Origin of the sequence: Nitrosopumilus sp., assembly GCA_029862745.1 — an archaeon.
In the GTDB taxonomy this organism is placed as follows: domain Archaea; phylum Thermoproteota; class Nitrososphaeria; order Nitrososphaerales; family Nitrosopumilaceae; genus Nitrosopumilus.
Genome location: JAOTWS010000004.1, coordinates 128,044 through 142,414, shown reverse-complemented (window position 1 = coordinate 142,414; position 14,371 = coordinate 128,044). Strand labels below are relative to the sequence as shown.

Genomic DNA, 14,371 nt, shown 5'->3' with positions numbered 1-14,371 from the left:
ATAAGATATGTGTGATTTTATGTATTAAGTTTAACTTTATTCTTTTTTAAAACATATTTTTTTAATTTCTAATTGAGATCTCTTTAATCTGAGGATTTCCTTATGGTACATATCATCATTAGATTTTGTTGATTGCAAAAAAATTCTCTAATCTTCTTCTTCTTTGATGTCTTGATAATTACTCTATCAAAATTGCAGGCTTGAATGGTCTTGCATGTCTTGCCTTTCCTTTAGGATCGTAAATGTCGCTATCTGATTCTGAATACACCTTTATTTCTACTCCAAACTCTTTTTTGCCTATGGATTTTAATTCCTTATATAAGAAATCTTTTTCATCAAAATCCTTTGATTCTAGTTTCATCTCTTTGATTACTTCTGACTCTGAGTGTAAATCTTTGATTACTTTTTGTACATACTCTGGCATCTTTTTGGCATCACTAGTTTGAGGATCTGCTATCAACTCTTTCATTACAACTCCCATGTTGTTTTGACCCCCTACCATAATTCCTAGTATCTTGCGATACACTGTTAATTTGAATTTGTCTGAATTAACATAGATTACAATTTTTTGTGGAGTGATTTTTGTTACTTTGAGAATATTTGCAATATCATTAATTGTTGATTCAAGCAACTCTTCGGATTGAATCGATACGGCATCAACACTTTCTTTGGAATATTTGGGCCAATATGATTTTGATACTAGATTGGTGTATCCGAGTTCTTGCCACATTTCTTCTGCTATGTGTGGTGCAAACGGAGACAACATTGAAACTCGTATAGAATTTATCTTGTGCAAAATTCCTGAAATGTTTTCTCTTTTCTTTGCCTCTACTCTTTTGTGATACCAACTTAGGTCTGATTCAAATGAAAATAAAATATCATGCAAAGCCTCACGCAGCCTCATCTTCTCAATTGCATCAGTCACCTGAGATATCAGACTCTGAGTTTTTGATAAAATCCATCTGTCTTCTGCCTCTAAATTGTTAATTTCTCCTGTTTTTACCTTGGAGCATTCCTCAAGAAGTGACTCTAGCTTGTTTTGAATACCCAAGACTGACTCCATGTTAAAATCAGCATCTTGTAATAGCTCAGCTGATGATATTATTGCCAGTCTAATTGGATCTGCGCCGTGATCTTTTATTGCTGCTCGAAGTGGAATGATATTTCCCATGCTCTTTGACATTTTAGCACCATCCATCATTACAGAGCCATTTACTACAATTTCTTTTGGCCAGTATTTTTTATCAAATATTGCAACATGATTTAATACAAAAAATGACAAGTGATTCTGAACCAGATCTCTGCCTGAATGGCGAGAGTCAACTGGATAGAAATATTGAAACTCTTTTTTGATCATCTCAATTACATCTTTTGATAACTTTGAAGTCTGAATAGCCAAGTCAATGTCTCCTTTGTCTAAAAAGATATAGTCAAAGAATTCTTTGGTGAGATTATCAGGACTTGCTACTCCTTCATTGACAAATCGTGAAATAGTGTAATATGCCATATAGATGACACTATCTGATAGACTCTCTACTATCCAATCTTTGTCCCATGGAAGTTTTGTTCCTAGTCCCTGCTGTCTTGCACATGCTCGCTCATGTAACCAGTTGATGACATCTTTGAACTCTGTTTTGATTTTGCCAGGAAGAATGTTCATCTCATCAAAACAATCTCTTGCTTTTTCTTTCCACTCTTCATCTCCGTAGTTTAAGAACCATTGATTTGATAGTATCTTTACAACACACTCAGTTCCACAACGACATCTTACCGGACCGTTCTCAAGTACTGGGAATTTTTCTAGATGATTATTTTCTTGCAACCATTCTCTTACCTTATCTCGTCCAAACTCTACTTTGATGCCTTGGAAATTCCCACATCTGTCATTTAATTTTCCGCTGGTAAACTCTTTGAGGTATAGCTCATTTGTTGCCTCTTCTAGTTTTTTATCGGATTGATCAGTTACACCCAGTCTCTCACAGACATCTTTTGCTGGAATTTTGCCATACCCTTCTGTAGTTATGATTGGAATAGGCTCAATTTTTAAGGCTAGTTCATGATTTTTGGCCTTTAGATCCATTAATGCCTGATAGTCTTTTGGTGCATGAGCTGGAACTGACATTACCAAACCTGTTCCCACACCTGGCTCTACAAAGTCTGCCTCAAGTATTGGGATTTTTGATTCATTATGTAATGCAATTGCATATTTGCCAACTAACTCACTTCCTGCAATGTCTCCTTCAATTGAAATCTCTTTTTCAAAGAACTCTAGTTTCTTTGCGCACTCTTGTGATACTATCCATCTTTCATTGTCTGCTCTGATCTTTTTGTATGTGGTATTTGGGTTGACCCAGAGATTAGTTATTCCAAAAATTGTTTCAGGTCGGAGTGTTGTAATTGGAAATATGTAATCATCATCTAACTTGAATTTGACTAGATAGTTTTTATCATCAATCTTTGGCTCTACATCACCCATTGTATCATGTTGTGATACTGGGTTTTGATCACGTGGACACCATCCAACTGGATGTGATCCTTGAATTATCTTGCCATTTTCTTTTAGAGTAGTTATTTGCCACTCGATAAACTTTTGATAGCCTGGAACTATTGTTGTAAACTCTCTACGCCAATCAATGGAGTACCCCATCTCGATCATGCCAGATTTTATCTCTTCATGAAAATAGTCTGCAATTTTTATTGGCTCTACAAATGTTTTGATGTCCTCTTCTGGAACGTGGTAGATGTTTCTTAATCCATCTAAAATTTCCTTTTCTTGAGATTGAATTCTCTTTGCCATGCCAAGTACTGGCGTTCCTGTATAATGGAATCCCATTGGGAACAATACATTGTATCCTTGCATTCTGTAAAATCTTGAATGAACATCAGCTAGTGTATATGTCCTACCATGTCCAATATGCTGCGGTGAGTTGGGATATGGATATGCAACTGTTATGAATTTTTTATCCTTGTTATCATTAGGATTTGTATCAAAGTCCTTGGTTTCATCCCATTTTCTCCTCCATTTTTTTTCAATCTCATTCCAATTAATTGTCATAAATCTCACTTGTTATCCTAAAATCATTGATTTTGCTTTGGCTATTGCAGCGTCTTTTTTAGATGTGTCTTTTCCACCGCCTTGGGCAAATTTGGCATCCCCCCCACCTGAACCACCTAAAATTGATGATATTTCTTTGGCAATCACGCCTGCGTTGACTCCTGACTGCTCTCCTGCATGTACCATAATTCTAATAGTTGGGCCTGACTCAAAGATTCCACAAAATGCAGTCTTTGGATCCTTGACTACAAGTTTTTTGCCAAAGTTCTGATGAAAATACTCATCATACTGTTGACTTGCAGTAAAGCATAGCTTATCTTTGATTATAATTTCATCAATTTCACTACCAGCAGTAGCAGATTCTCCATCATCTAAAATTGTTTCAAGCAACACTGGAATCTTTTCTCTTGCTTTTTGTTTATTCTCTTCTCTTCTTTTTGCTAGTATCTCTTTTTGTGCATTCTCTTGCTCTTTTTGTTTTAGTTCTATCTCTTGTTGTTTGATGTACTCAAATGCAGTTGGGCCTGAGACAAACTCTATGCGAACAACGCCGTCTTGAATTCGTTTAGTTTTTGTAATCTTGATTAGTTCTATATCTCCAGTCTTTTTGACATGTGTTCCTCCACAAGCCTCAATGTCTTTGTCTTGAATTGAAACAATTCTTACTGCCTTTACTGGAACTACTCCTCCCTGGTAAATTCTAAATCCGTATCTTTGCTCTGCAACTCCTCTATCAAAGTATTCAATGGAGACTTCAAGATTTTGTTTTACCATACTATTTGCAGCATCTTCAATCTGCTTTACCTGCTCATCAGTCAATGATGAATGGTGTGTGATGTCTAGTCTAGCATGATCATCGTCTTTGAATGCAGAGTGCTGCCAAATCCATGATCCCAACACTCCTCTTGCTGATGCGTTAATGATGTGAGTGCTGGTATGGTTTTTAGTAATGTTTGCACGCCTTGTTGCATTTACAACACACTTTACAGTATCTCCTTCTTTTGGAACTCCACCTTCTAGCTGGTGAACGATAATGTGTGCATGCTTGTCTACATTAATTACATTAAATCCTGCAATGGTTCCATGATCTGGCTCTTGCCCTCCACCTCTTGCATAAAATGAAGTCTTGTCTAGTACAACCTTGTCATCAAAAATCTTGATTACCTTTGCCTCAAACTCCATTGGATCATCTTTGTAAAACAGAGCATCTGTCTCTGGCAGTTGGTCTACTGGTAATTCTGTAACTGCTTTTTTGTTTTCAGATTGATGCAAGTCTGACAGTCTGGAGTAAAATGAAGATGGAATCTCAGAGATTGCATTGGCCTCCTTGAGATATTCAGGCGTGATTCCATCTGATTCGTACAATGTGATGAGATCATCGACACTAGGTACACCTTTTTCACGAATCTTTTCGGCCTTTTTCTTCATATGGACTTTGGATTCTTCATATCTCTGTGATTCTATCTTGAGAATTTTCTTGACATCTTCTCTTTTCTCATCAAGCTCAGGATATGTGTCCTTGAGATAATCAATATGCGTATCAATTAGATCATCAATGTCTAGTTTGAGATTTAGCTTGCTAATTGTTGCATTGATTCTTCGCAACATCATTCTTAGATTGTATCCGCCACCAACATTGCTTGGCAATGCACCATCAGTAATTGCAAATATCAAAGTTCTAAGATGATCTGCAATTAGATATACTCCTTCAAGCGGTGTGATCATTTTAGTTATCTTGTCATCTGTTAGTCCAGCTTTCTTTATTGCATGACGTCTTACATCGTTTAGATCCTCAAATTTTTCTAGTGCTTTGGCAATCTCTGTAAAGTATCTTCGTAAAACTTCTGAATCTGAATCAATTCCAATTGTGTTAAATAATTTCTGATTGATTGGACCAAAGCAACAATCGTATGCAGTAGGCGTTCCCATTGTAATCCATGCAAATCTCTCAAGACCTGCACCCATATCAATTACTCTCTGGTCAAGTGTTGTATGCTTTCCTAGTTCTCCTTGAAATTCAGTAAAGACTGCATTTCCTAGTTCTAAACCTCTGACAAAATACTCTAGTGATGGACCAAAAGAGCCACCACCTGCCCAAACATCTTCTACAAAAACTACTTCTTCTCTTTTAATTCCAAACTGATCAGTAAGTAATCTATAATCCAAATCAACACACTTGTCTTTCCAATATCCTTTGTCTCCCTCTGGAATGCTGTGCTGTCCTATCATACAGAAACTTGAAAAATGTCTACCAGTTACTCCTACATTTTCTAAATCTTTGAAACGCAGGCAAGTTTGTGGGACCACTAGTGGGTTTGCAGGAAATTCAAAGACTACCTTTGAGCCCATTACTCTTTGAAAGTCAACAACTGATGCAATTGTAAAATACAAGTCATCACGCCATCTACATACAACAGGATATCTGCTAACTGATGTGTGATCGTTTTTTACAAAAAACTCTTCGACTTGCTTCCATGCCTGTGTGTAGTCAAATCTTTTGGTTGTTGGCGGATCGCCAATAAATGAATACGTGTCATCTGCATCATCAGGACACAAGTCTCGCTCAGCATTTAGAGTCCAAAAGAATCTGCCGCACTTTGAGCAGGACTTTCTGAGAAATCCTTGCTCTTCAAACAACTTTACCTTATAGTATCTATCCGGATTTGATGAAAATTCTTTTAGAATCTCTTTTTTATCCAACGATGAAGGCTCATTTGACCCAATATTAAGAATTGTCGATTAATAATATGCTAAATAATTTGAAATAATTATTTTTTGATTATCAATTCTGTTGTGTACTTTTTTTATTTTGGCAATAATAATAATAAAATTAATAATTTATTATTACTATTATTTTCCTAATCTCTTCTCTGCTGCAAGTCTGTATCATCATACTCTTTGCCAATCCAAGAAATGAATATTTTATCTCAGTACTGTAAAACTCATTTTTCCTTACTATTATCTTCATCTGGATTTTTTGTAGGAAATACCGAATCTAGCAGATCTTTTAGCTTTTGTGTTACTTGTTTTGTTGATAGTCCTACTATGATAGATAATGCAGTTACTCCATATGGGTTGAGGATTTCAATATTTGATGTGGTAAGCAGTCCACCCCGAAGTGTCATGTATACTGCAATTGCAAGTGCAGCACCCAAAAATGGTCTTCCTACATACCACAGCGTATCTCTGTTTCTAACTGAGCCTTCCTGTGTGTTTTGTGAAATCTTGGCCAATCCGTGAATTAATGCGCCTAAGGATCCTGCCAAGACAACTAGGAAAATAAAGTGAGTGTCAATGTCAAATGTTTTGCCATCCAATAATCCAAAGTTGTAAGTTACTGTGCCGTCTGATGGAACTAGTGCAATCTGAGAAGTCATGTTATTTATCACAAGAATCTCTTCTTTTGGAATGTCAACTGTAACAATGGGTAACAAAAATACCAAATTAACAATCATGAATGCAATTAGATAAATTGCAATTACTGTAATCAAGGGCTTTTTTGCAGACTTGGTAGTACTGATATCTGGAATTACTTCCTTTACAAAAACATCTTGATACTTTAATGGAGTCTTGTTGTATACATCAATTTTTTGAGTGTTTGTAAGATGTCTTGCAGTGTTAATGAATTTGGATTTTGACTGTAGTTCGTTTAGCTTCTCCCAGAATTTCTCTCTGTCTTTGTTATCTATATCAAAATATTCTTTCCATCTGGAAGTGATTTTTTCAACATCTAGTTTAAGAAAGTTCTCTACAATCTCCTCTCGTCGCTTAACTGTTGTCTCTTCGTTTAGAAATTCTTTGGAATATGCACTCTCATCCAATGCTAATAAAGTGCTGTAGTCGTTATTATTGTTATTCTTCTTCTTGCATCGTATTCATACAATACGAAAAACATAATTTTTTCATACTTGATATAATAAAAAAATAATAATTCTGTATCTGTAAATTTACTATACCAGGCTATATGAAAAATCACTAGGAGTTAAAATATTTCAACTCAGAAAAATCTCTTTGGAATTTTTTATGCTCCAATGAGTTTAGGTATTGTTGTGCATTAATATGATTTGCCGGAATTATGTCCTATTGGGCAGGAATAAATAGAATACACTATTCAACCTACTTATGTTTGGAAGAAAACCTTCTCTGAAAGAAGGAACTCAGATATTCTCAGTCAAAAAAAATGGCGAGTTTAAGGACTTTATCTTTGGTGTGGTAACTGGCATTGATGGAAGAAAAGTAGGTGTTAATGGTGTTATCGTTAATCCTGTTGGTCTGAAAAATAAAATTACTCAAGGAAAAACAGGGGAGCGTTCACGAGAAATCCTAGAGAATCCAACTCCTGATAATGTTGTTTTGGCTCTAGTGTATAGAGTAGAGCATGAAAACTTTACAGATATTTTAGATCTTGATGTTGACAAATGTGATATACTTCCTCCCAAAATTTATGGAATGCTTGATGGGTGGATTAGAGAGTCTTTACCAGAATTCATCAATACTGTTTTGTCATTGCCACCTGGGACTGAAAGGGATGAGGCAAAGCGAGTTTTAAAACACCGAATGGATACTTTGGTAGATCCAACTTTAAAGCGAACACTATACGCTGTTTGCAGAAGTCTCAAAATTCTAAACTGATTTTAAATTTTTTTCAGGCGTAAGTTCTCCATAGTTTTATATTATCCAGTAAGAAAAACTCGATATAATGGAATATGTTTATGCTGCTTTACTTCTTCACAAGCTAGACAAAGAAGTTAACGAGGCAAATATCAGCTCAGTTGTCAAAGCATCTGGAGCAGATGTTAATGAAGCCCAAGTTAAAGCACTAGTTGCAGCCTTAGCTGATGTAAACATCGATGAGGCAGTAAAAGCTGCACCTGTAGCAGTCGCAGCAGCAGCTGCACCAGCCGCAGCAGCTGAAGCAGCCGGTGGTGATAAAGCAAAGAAAGAGGAACCAAAAGATATGGGTAAAACCGAAGAAGCAGCCATGGAAGGATTGTCTTCATTATTTGGCTAAACAACTTTACTTTTTTCCAATCTAATTTTGTTCAATATTTTTTATCAACTCTTAATTAACAATACAGCCTAGTCTGCATTTGATGGCAGCAGATTCTTCTTTTTTTCCAATTGATGGATTTCTTAGCATATTGGACTATTTGGGAACAATTGCATTTGCAGTAACTGGCTCTTCTAAAGCAATCTCACACAAGGCAGACATCTTTGGAATAACTGTCTTGGCAACTGTAGTTGGAGTTGCAGGTGGAATAACCCGCGATGTGATATTTGGGCGATTCCCTGCAGCGTTTTCTGATCCAATCTATGTTAGCCTGACTGTTATAGTTGGAGTTGTAATGTTCTTTCTTTATGCCAAGCTAAGAAAACAGATGAGCGTATGGTTGGTCTTTGATGCCATTGGTTTAGGTGTGTTTTCAATTTTAGGTGCATCAATTGCACATCAAATAGTTGGATTGGAGTTTCTTCCAATGTTGTTTGCAGGAATGATTACTGCAATAGGTGGTGGAATTCTCAGAGATGTCTTTGTCAGAGAGATTCCAATTGTATTTGTAAAAGAAGTGTATGCTGTTGCATCAATTGTAGGTATTGTGATATTCTTTGCAGTCTTGTCATCTGGTGTTGATGCTCAAGTCTCATCAATTATTGGAATAGTTGTTACCACTGGAATTAGACTACTTGCAATGAGGTACAAGTGGAATCTTCCAAGGGTACGAGAGTCTTCTTCTTAGGCTGGTGTGTAATCTTTAGCTTGTGCTGCAACTGCTCTTGCTTGAGCATCTGCTTTTTGCAAAATTTGCTCTTTTGTCTCGTCTGTCATAAATGCTGATTCAATAGATAATGAGCGGGCATGTCCTGCTGCTTTGCTGAGAATTAGTGAAATGTTCTCTGCTGTGACATATGCTGCCTCAATAGATAGTGAGACTGCTTCTTGGTGTGCTTGTGAGAACTGCTCTCTTACTTTCTTGACATCAATTACCATCTCTTCGCCGGCATACTTTACTCCGTCTTCTAATGCTGAATAAAGTGAAATTCCTGCCTCTACTGGCTTGATGTCTAGTTTACCTAAAAGTGAAGCTAGTTTTTCATTAATTACACCGCCTTTGGCAACTGGAGTACTCTCCTTTGAAATCCAAATTGTTCCTTGATCAATCTTAGTTGGAATGCCTGCCTCTTTGAATTCTGTAAGCATTGGACCTGGTGCAATACCTGTGTTCTTTGCAGGTACTACAATGTCAATGCTTGCAACGTCTCCACCTCTTGCAGCCATCATGATTTTATTTTTAGCTAGTAAAACATTGAGTTTGAATGGTGACATGTTTGTAAACATGAACATGCATTGTCCTTTCAAGTCTTCAGCAATCTTTTTGATTCCTGGAATATCTAATTTGTTTAGTGCTAATTGTGCAACCTTGTCTTTGATACTTACAAACTGTACTTCGCCTTTGAGAGTTTTTCTTAATGGTAAAATTTGTGATGAACGTACCTTGTCCATTTTGATAATTGCAACTACTTTGTATTTTTTTGGAAGTTCTTGCAGATTCTGATACATCTGAGTCTTTCTTTTTGGATACTCTGTTCTATTCTCATGCATGTCTCTTCTTGACCTCTTGAATCTGTTTAACTGGTTTGCCCATTGTAGTTTTTATGATAATTCTTCTCATGTTCTTCTCACCGTTTGGTAGTTTTTTCTCAATTGCACTAATTATTGCATGTGCATTGATTGCCAAATCTGCATCATCCATTGACTCATCACCAATTTTACATGATGCTGACAATGATGCTCTGGTTCTAACCTTAATTGATGATCTAAATCTTTGTATGAAAGCCTCAATTGATGCATCAAATGGAACCGGTGTTGGCATCTTTCCCCTTGGACCTAAAAGTTGACCCAAAGTCTTACCAACAACTGGCATTACTTTAGTGTCTGCCAAAAAGAAATCATACTTGTTGATAAATTTCCTGGACTCTCTTTTGTTTGCTCCAAACTTTTCTAGTTCAGCCGTTCCAATAACAGTATCTGCCTTTGCTTGTTTTGCCTTTTCACTCATATCTCCTGTGGCAATAATGCATACTCTTGCAGGAGAATCTGTCTTTGGCAGTTGAATTACCTCATTGATGGCAAATCCCTTTTTTACATCAATATCTTTGAAACTCATAATTAACTCAATTGATTGCTTGAACTTTTTTTGTTTAGTAGCACTTTTTGCCTTTTTAATCATATCAACTAGCTGAGACTCTGTAATCATTACGAAGATTTTTTTAGAAAGCCTACTTAAAATCGTTTAGAGATTGTGATTTTGTTCGATCATTAATTCTAAGAAATTACATTTTTTTAGTAAAATATTTAAAAATTCAAATGGCTTTTGCTCAAAACCTACATATATTAAATCATAATCAACTTTTTCTAATATCTTGCACCGATTCGATGAATTAGATATGAAACTGCTTTTTGAACTAACACGTGATGGCTCTATTACTGTACCTACGCTTTCTGCAAAACTAGGAGTCAATGCCTCTGTGCTGTATAGCCGAATCAAAAGACTGCTAAAGAAAAAACTAATCAAGAAATTCACAATAGAGATAGATGACTCTCTTTTGGGAATAGGCGTTAAGGCTACTGTTGGAGTAAATCGAGATCCAAAGTTTAAGGACTCGATTCATAAAAAACTCTTAGAGGTTATAGAGGTAGTCTCAATTTCTGAGGTGACAGGAAGATTTGATATTATGATTCACGTTTATGCAAAGGACCTTGAAGAACTTCACTCTATTGTAATTGAAAAAATTGGTAAAATTGAAGGTGTACAAAACTCTGAGACTTTTGTAGAACTGCAAAAAACAAACAAGGATCCTGTTTATCTAATTCATTAATTAATTATCTAATTAAGCAAATTTTGTATCCCATTTGCCTTCATTGATCTCAGCTGTAATCTCTTTTGGAGTCTTTCCTTCCACTTTAACTCCTAATGCTAAGCATGTACCAATGATGGTCTTTGCTACTGATTTTAGTGATGTAGCATAAGATTTGTCAAGTTTTGTATTTGCTACTTTGATAACTGAATCTAGTGTAACATCTCCTACCCACTCTGTACCTGATGCACCTGAGCCTTTTGAGATTCCTGCCTCTTTCATGATGAGTGCCGCAGCTGAAGGAATACCAATCTCAATTTCATACTTTTTTGTATCTGTATCAACAATTACTGTTACTGGAACTTTCATTCCCTCAAAATCTTTAGTTTTATCGTTGATAGCTTGAATTACTTCCATAATGTTGACTCCAAGAGGACCCAATGCTGGACCCAATGGTGGACCTGCAGATGCTCCTCCTCCAGTTACAAGTGATGATATTTTTTGTTCTCCCATGATTATTCACTCTAGTATGAAAAATTTAATCCTTGCTAAGCCTCACTTAGCTTTAGGTAGTTTGCGTCTACTGTTACTGGTAATTGATATGATGCATCTAGTAAAACTACGGTTGCCTCTTCTTTGTCAACATCTATTCTAGTAATTGTTGCCTTCATTCCTTTGAATGGACCTCCTGTAATCTCTACTACATTATCTACTGCTAATTGTGAAACTGTTGATTTTTTGATAAGATATCCTTCAATGTCTTTGAATTCTAATTCGCCTCTTAGCTGACCTCTGATGTGTCTGACTCCTTCTACTGCCATGTATGCATCGCTAGGATTTACTGCTTCAATTACGACATATCCTTTTAGATTGTCAACTAGTAAAACTGATTGAATATTAACTTGATTTGCATTTGCTTTTGCCTCCAATAATCTCATTACTACTTTCTCTTGGCCTCCTGTAGTTCTAATTGCAAACAAGTGTGATTTTATTTCCTCAGACATTTTTTTTACCTACCAAATGTTAATACCGAAAAGACAAACTGTATTGTAAAACCTATAGCTCCTACTCCAGCTATTCCCAATAATACAAGCCTAAGATGTTGTTGATACTCATCTTTATCAGGTTTTTTGGCCATTTTCATAGTATTGACCATGTTCCTAAACGTCTGCTTTGGATTCATTGCCTGAAATTAATAATGTGTCTTTATATCTCTTAGGCCATGCATGGCTTGTATAATAACTTGTACTAATTTTACATGTATTAGGAAATGATATTATCAAGATTTTCTTGGCAAGCAGAAATCTGAGGTCACAGAGAAGTAACCATGCCAATATCTTGAGAGGTTTTTGGTTTTTACAAAACTTGAGAAATACATCTTGAATCTAGAAAGACTGCACTTGAGTCTTGTAGGGGATTTTACCCACCATTGCAGAAAAGATGTTTTTGCACATGCATAGCTAGACTCAATCTCACTTGTGTCACAATTCAGACGCAAAAGATGCTCAAAGAATAGTAGAAGAATATGTCATCATCTCATACATTAGAATCTGCAAGAAAACATGCAGGAATGGAATGATGAAGGACAAAACAGATCGACTATATCTCCAAAGAGAAAAACAAGAACACCAAAAGAAGAAGACCTTTTTCAGAGATGTATGATAAAGAGATAATTCCTGACTGGATCCCAGTTGAGAGTTTAAGATAGGCAAATCATATTAGCAATAATGTTGCTATTCTCATATAGTGAGAATTCTTCTTGCTGCTCTATTACTGTCTAGTGTTGTTATCTCTACAGTATACGCTGAGAATTATTCCTATTCCCCATTTAGAACAGGTCAATCTCCAGAAGGGATTCTCCCATCAAATGAGCAGATAAGAGAGGACATGGAGGTATTATCAAAAATGTCCAGTAAACTCAGAGTATACTCAGACTCTAATTTGGAGCCCATACTAAAATACGCTCATATCTATGATTTGAAATTATCAGTTGAGACAGATGATGTCTCAAAAGTCATATCACTTGATGCAAAATATCCTGGAACCATAGAGTCCATAATAATTAATTCAAAAGATCTAACCATCAACCAAGAGCAGTTAATCTCCAAAATAAGAGAGGCAAAGCAGTTGACTGATATTCCAATCACAACATTGAGTAATCCAAAGGTTTGGCTTGATAATCCTGAATTGGCCATGTCAGTAGACTTTATCTTTACTGATGTTTTTACAGATGAGATTACTCCAGCAGATTCTGCAAACAAGATTCAAAAAATAAATGAATTGCTAACCCAGAGATATCCCTACAAGCATATTGTATATGAAACAGGTTGGTCTACTATAGAGTCTTCAAAAACAGAGCAATTACAATTCATTGGAGAGATAAACAAGCTAGGTTTGGATTTGTTCTACTTTGAATACACTGATGAGGACTGGAAACAAAACAAAAAGGATGCAGGGTATGGTATACTTACAGCAGACAGAAAAGAAAAGACAGATGTTATTATTGCTGCACCAAACATTATAGAGCAATATGTAGAGTCGATACAAAAAGATACTACAACTCAGGCAGCAACAGGAATAGGATTGGCAGGTCTCATAGGTTTGATTATTAAATTTGTTGCACCTATACTAACTAAAAGTCCATGGGGTGATCCCACTTATTGATCCTTTCTTTTCTTCTTGACTGATTTGAGAAATTTTGATATGTGTTTTTTTACAACTCTATCAGTTTGGATTGTTTTGATATGAATGCAGTCTTCTGATTCACATGTAACGCATACAACTTTTCCTGATTCTAGATAAAAATCCAAATCAAGATCCAGTAAATGGTTTTCATTATTTGGCATGAAAAATCTTTTTGGGTTGTCGTTTGTTTTTGCATATTTTTCAAATGCCTCCATTGAAGCCTTTGTAACAAACTCTGCTAGTGAATAAAATCCAAGGTTATGAGCTTGCTCTGTCTTGACCCATTCCTGTATCTTTTCCTTTAGGATCTTGTCTATCTTTACAGGTGCTTGGTTTATTGTCTCGTCTGTTGGCATTATCCCATCTTCTTTTTTGATTTTCTGACCATTCTTGTTTTTACTCCTGTTTGTTCTAATGGCATGGCTAGTCTAGAGCACTGAATTACTTAAAGGTGACCATCAAGTAACTATACAGGTACCTAATCAGTAACTCTTTAATATTTGAGGTACCTAAAAGGTAACCAATGGTTAACAACCAAGTTCCAGTTAAGGTCTCAGAGTTTTGGAAGAGACAAGCCTGCAGATTTGTTGGAGATGGAAAGCAGTACTCTAGTTATTCAAGATTCACTGATGATGCATACAAGTATCTGCTGCAATTGTTAAGTGAGGAAAACAAGCAATGACTTTTCCTTGTTATTGTTGTTGTATTCCAACTATCAAAGTCCAATTCATGGATGGTATCATTTCAAAACTAGTTTGTAAACTCGGTTTAAAA

General features: G+C 35.9%; 15 protein-coding genes. 6 read left to right on the top strand and 9 right to left on the bottom strand.

The annotated features are described in order from the left end of the window. Window positions 1-178: 178 nt before the first annotated feature. The 3 genes from leuS to OEM44_05705 all read right to left on the bottom strand — a co-directional run bounded on the left by leuS (window position 179) and on the right by OEM44_05705 (window position 6,876). On the bottom strand, window positions 179-3,055 hold the full coding sequence (leuS, locus tag OEM44_05715; GenBank protein ID MDH3516298.1) for a leucine--tRNA ligase: 2,877 nt from the start codon (window positions 3,053-3,055) through the stop codon (window positions 179-181). 12 nt (window positions 3,056-3,067) lie between these two features. Further along, a complete protein-coding gene (gene alaS, locus OEM44_05710) occupies window positions 3,068-5,755 on the bottom strand; it encodes an alanine--tRNA ligase (GenBank protein ID MDH3516297.1) in 2,688 nt (895 codons plus the stop codon). 242 nt (window positions 5,756-5,997) lie between these two features. Continuing rightward, window positions 5,998-6,876, bottom strand: a complete 879-nt coding sequence (locus tag OEM44_05705; protein ID MDH3516296.1) for a hypothetical protein — start codon at window positions 6,874-6,876, stop codon at window positions 5,998-6,000. 301 nt (window positions 6,877-7,177) lie between these two features. Between OEM44_05705 and OEM44_05700 the strand changes: the two genes are divergently transcribed. From OEM44_05700 to OEM44_05690, 3 genes are all read left to right on the top strand, one after another. Then, window positions 7,178-7,687, top strand: a complete 510-nt coding sequence (locus OEM44_05700; protein MDH3516295.1) for a hypothetical protein — start codon at window positions 7,178-7,180, stop codon at window positions 7,685-7,687. Between the two features lie 67 nt (window positions 7,688-7,754). Further along, a complete protein-coding gene (rpl12p, locus tag OEM44_05695; GenBank protein ID MDH3516294.1) occupies window positions 7,755-8,066 on the top strand; it encodes a 50S ribosomal protein P1 in 312 nt (103 codons plus the stop codon). A gap of 82 nt (window positions 8,067-8,148) precedes the next feature. After that, window positions 8,149-8,793, top strand: a complete 645-nt coding sequence (locus OEM44_05690) for a trimeric intracellular cation channel family protein (GenBank protein MDH3516293.1) — start codon at window positions 8,149-8,151, stop codon at window positions 8,791-8,793. Here OEM44_05690 and OEM44_05685 read toward each other — a convergent pair. Together OEM44_05685 and OEM44_05680 are read right to left on the bottom strand one after the other, a co-directional pair. Further along, window positions 8,790-9,656 (bottom strand): 50S ribosomal protein L10, encoded by an 867-nt coding sequence (locus tag OEM44_05685; protein ID MDH3516292.1) that lies wholly within the window; start codon window positions 9,654-9,656, stop codon window positions 8,790-8,792. The genes OEM44_05690 and OEM44_05685 overlap by 4 nt on opposite strands. Then, window positions 9,649-10,311, bottom strand: a complete 663-nt coding sequence (locus OEM44_05680) for a 50S ribosomal protein L1 (protein MDH3516291.1) — start codon at window positions 10,309-10,311, stop codon at window positions 9,649-9,651. Before OEM44_05680 ends, OEM44_05685 begins: the two co-directional genes overlap by 8 nt. A gap of 190 nt (window positions 10,312-10,501) precedes the next feature. Between OEM44_05680 and OEM44_05675 the strand changes: the two genes are divergently transcribed. Then, on the top strand, window positions 10,502-10,933 hold the full coding sequence (locus OEM44_05675; protein ID MDH3516290.1) for an Lrp/AsnC family transcriptional regulator: 432 nt from the start codon (window positions 10,502-10,504) through the stop codon (window positions 10,931-10,933). Between the two features lie 12 nt (window positions 10,934-10,945). Here the strand turns inward: OEM44_05675 and OEM44_05670 are convergent, their stop codons facing one another. The 3 genes from OEM44_05670 to OEM44_05660 are packed head-to-tail and all read right to left on the bottom strand — an operon-like array spanning window position 10,946 to window position 12,095. Further along, window positions 10,946-11,425, bottom strand: a complete 480-nt coding sequence (locus OEM44_05670; protein MDH3516289.1) for a 50S ribosomal protein L11 — start codon at window positions 11,423-11,425, stop codon at window positions 10,946-10,948. A 35-nt stretch (window positions 11,426-11,460) separates the two neighbouring features. Then, window positions 11,461-11,916 (bottom strand): transcription elongation factor Spt5, encoded by a 456-nt coding sequence (locus OEM44_05665; protein ID MDH3516288.1) that lies wholly within the window; start codon window positions 11,914-11,916, stop codon window positions 11,461-11,463. A 5-nt stretch (window positions 11,917-11,921) separates the two neighbouring features. Beyond that, window positions 11,922-12,095 carry a protein translocase SEC61 complex subunit gamma gene (locus OEM44_05660; protein MDH3516287.1) on the bottom strand — a complete coding sequence of 58 codons (174 nt, stop codon included), beginning with the start codon at window positions 12,093-12,095 and terminating at the stop codon, window positions 11,922-11,924. 563 nt (window positions 12,096-12,658) lie between these two features. On the opposite strand from OEM44_05660, the gene OEM44_05655 reads away from it, so the two are divergent. Further along, a complete protein-coding gene (locus OEM44_05655; GenBank protein MDH3516286.1) occupies window positions 12,659-13,576 on the top strand; it encodes a hypothetical protein in 918 nt (305 codons plus the stop codon). Here OEM44_05655 and OEM44_05650 read toward each other — a convergent pair. After that, the gene (locus OEM44_05650; protein ID MDH3516285.1) at window positions 13,570-13,953 is read right to left on the bottom strand and encodes a hypothetical protein; all 384 of its coding nucleotides are present in this window, start codon (window positions 13,951-13,953) and stop codon (window positions 13,570-13,572) included. The two genes, OEM44_05655 and OEM44_05650, sit on opposite strands and share 7 nt — an antisense overlap. Before the next feature lie 167 nt (window positions 13,954-14,120). Between OEM44_05650 and OEM44_05645 the strand changes: the two genes are divergently transcribed. Next, entirely contained in the window at window positions 14,121-14,279 is a 159-nt protein-coding gene (locus tag OEM44_05645; GenBank protein MDH3516284.1) for a hypothetical protein, read from the top strand. Window positions 14,280-14,371: the final 92 nt, after the last annotated feature.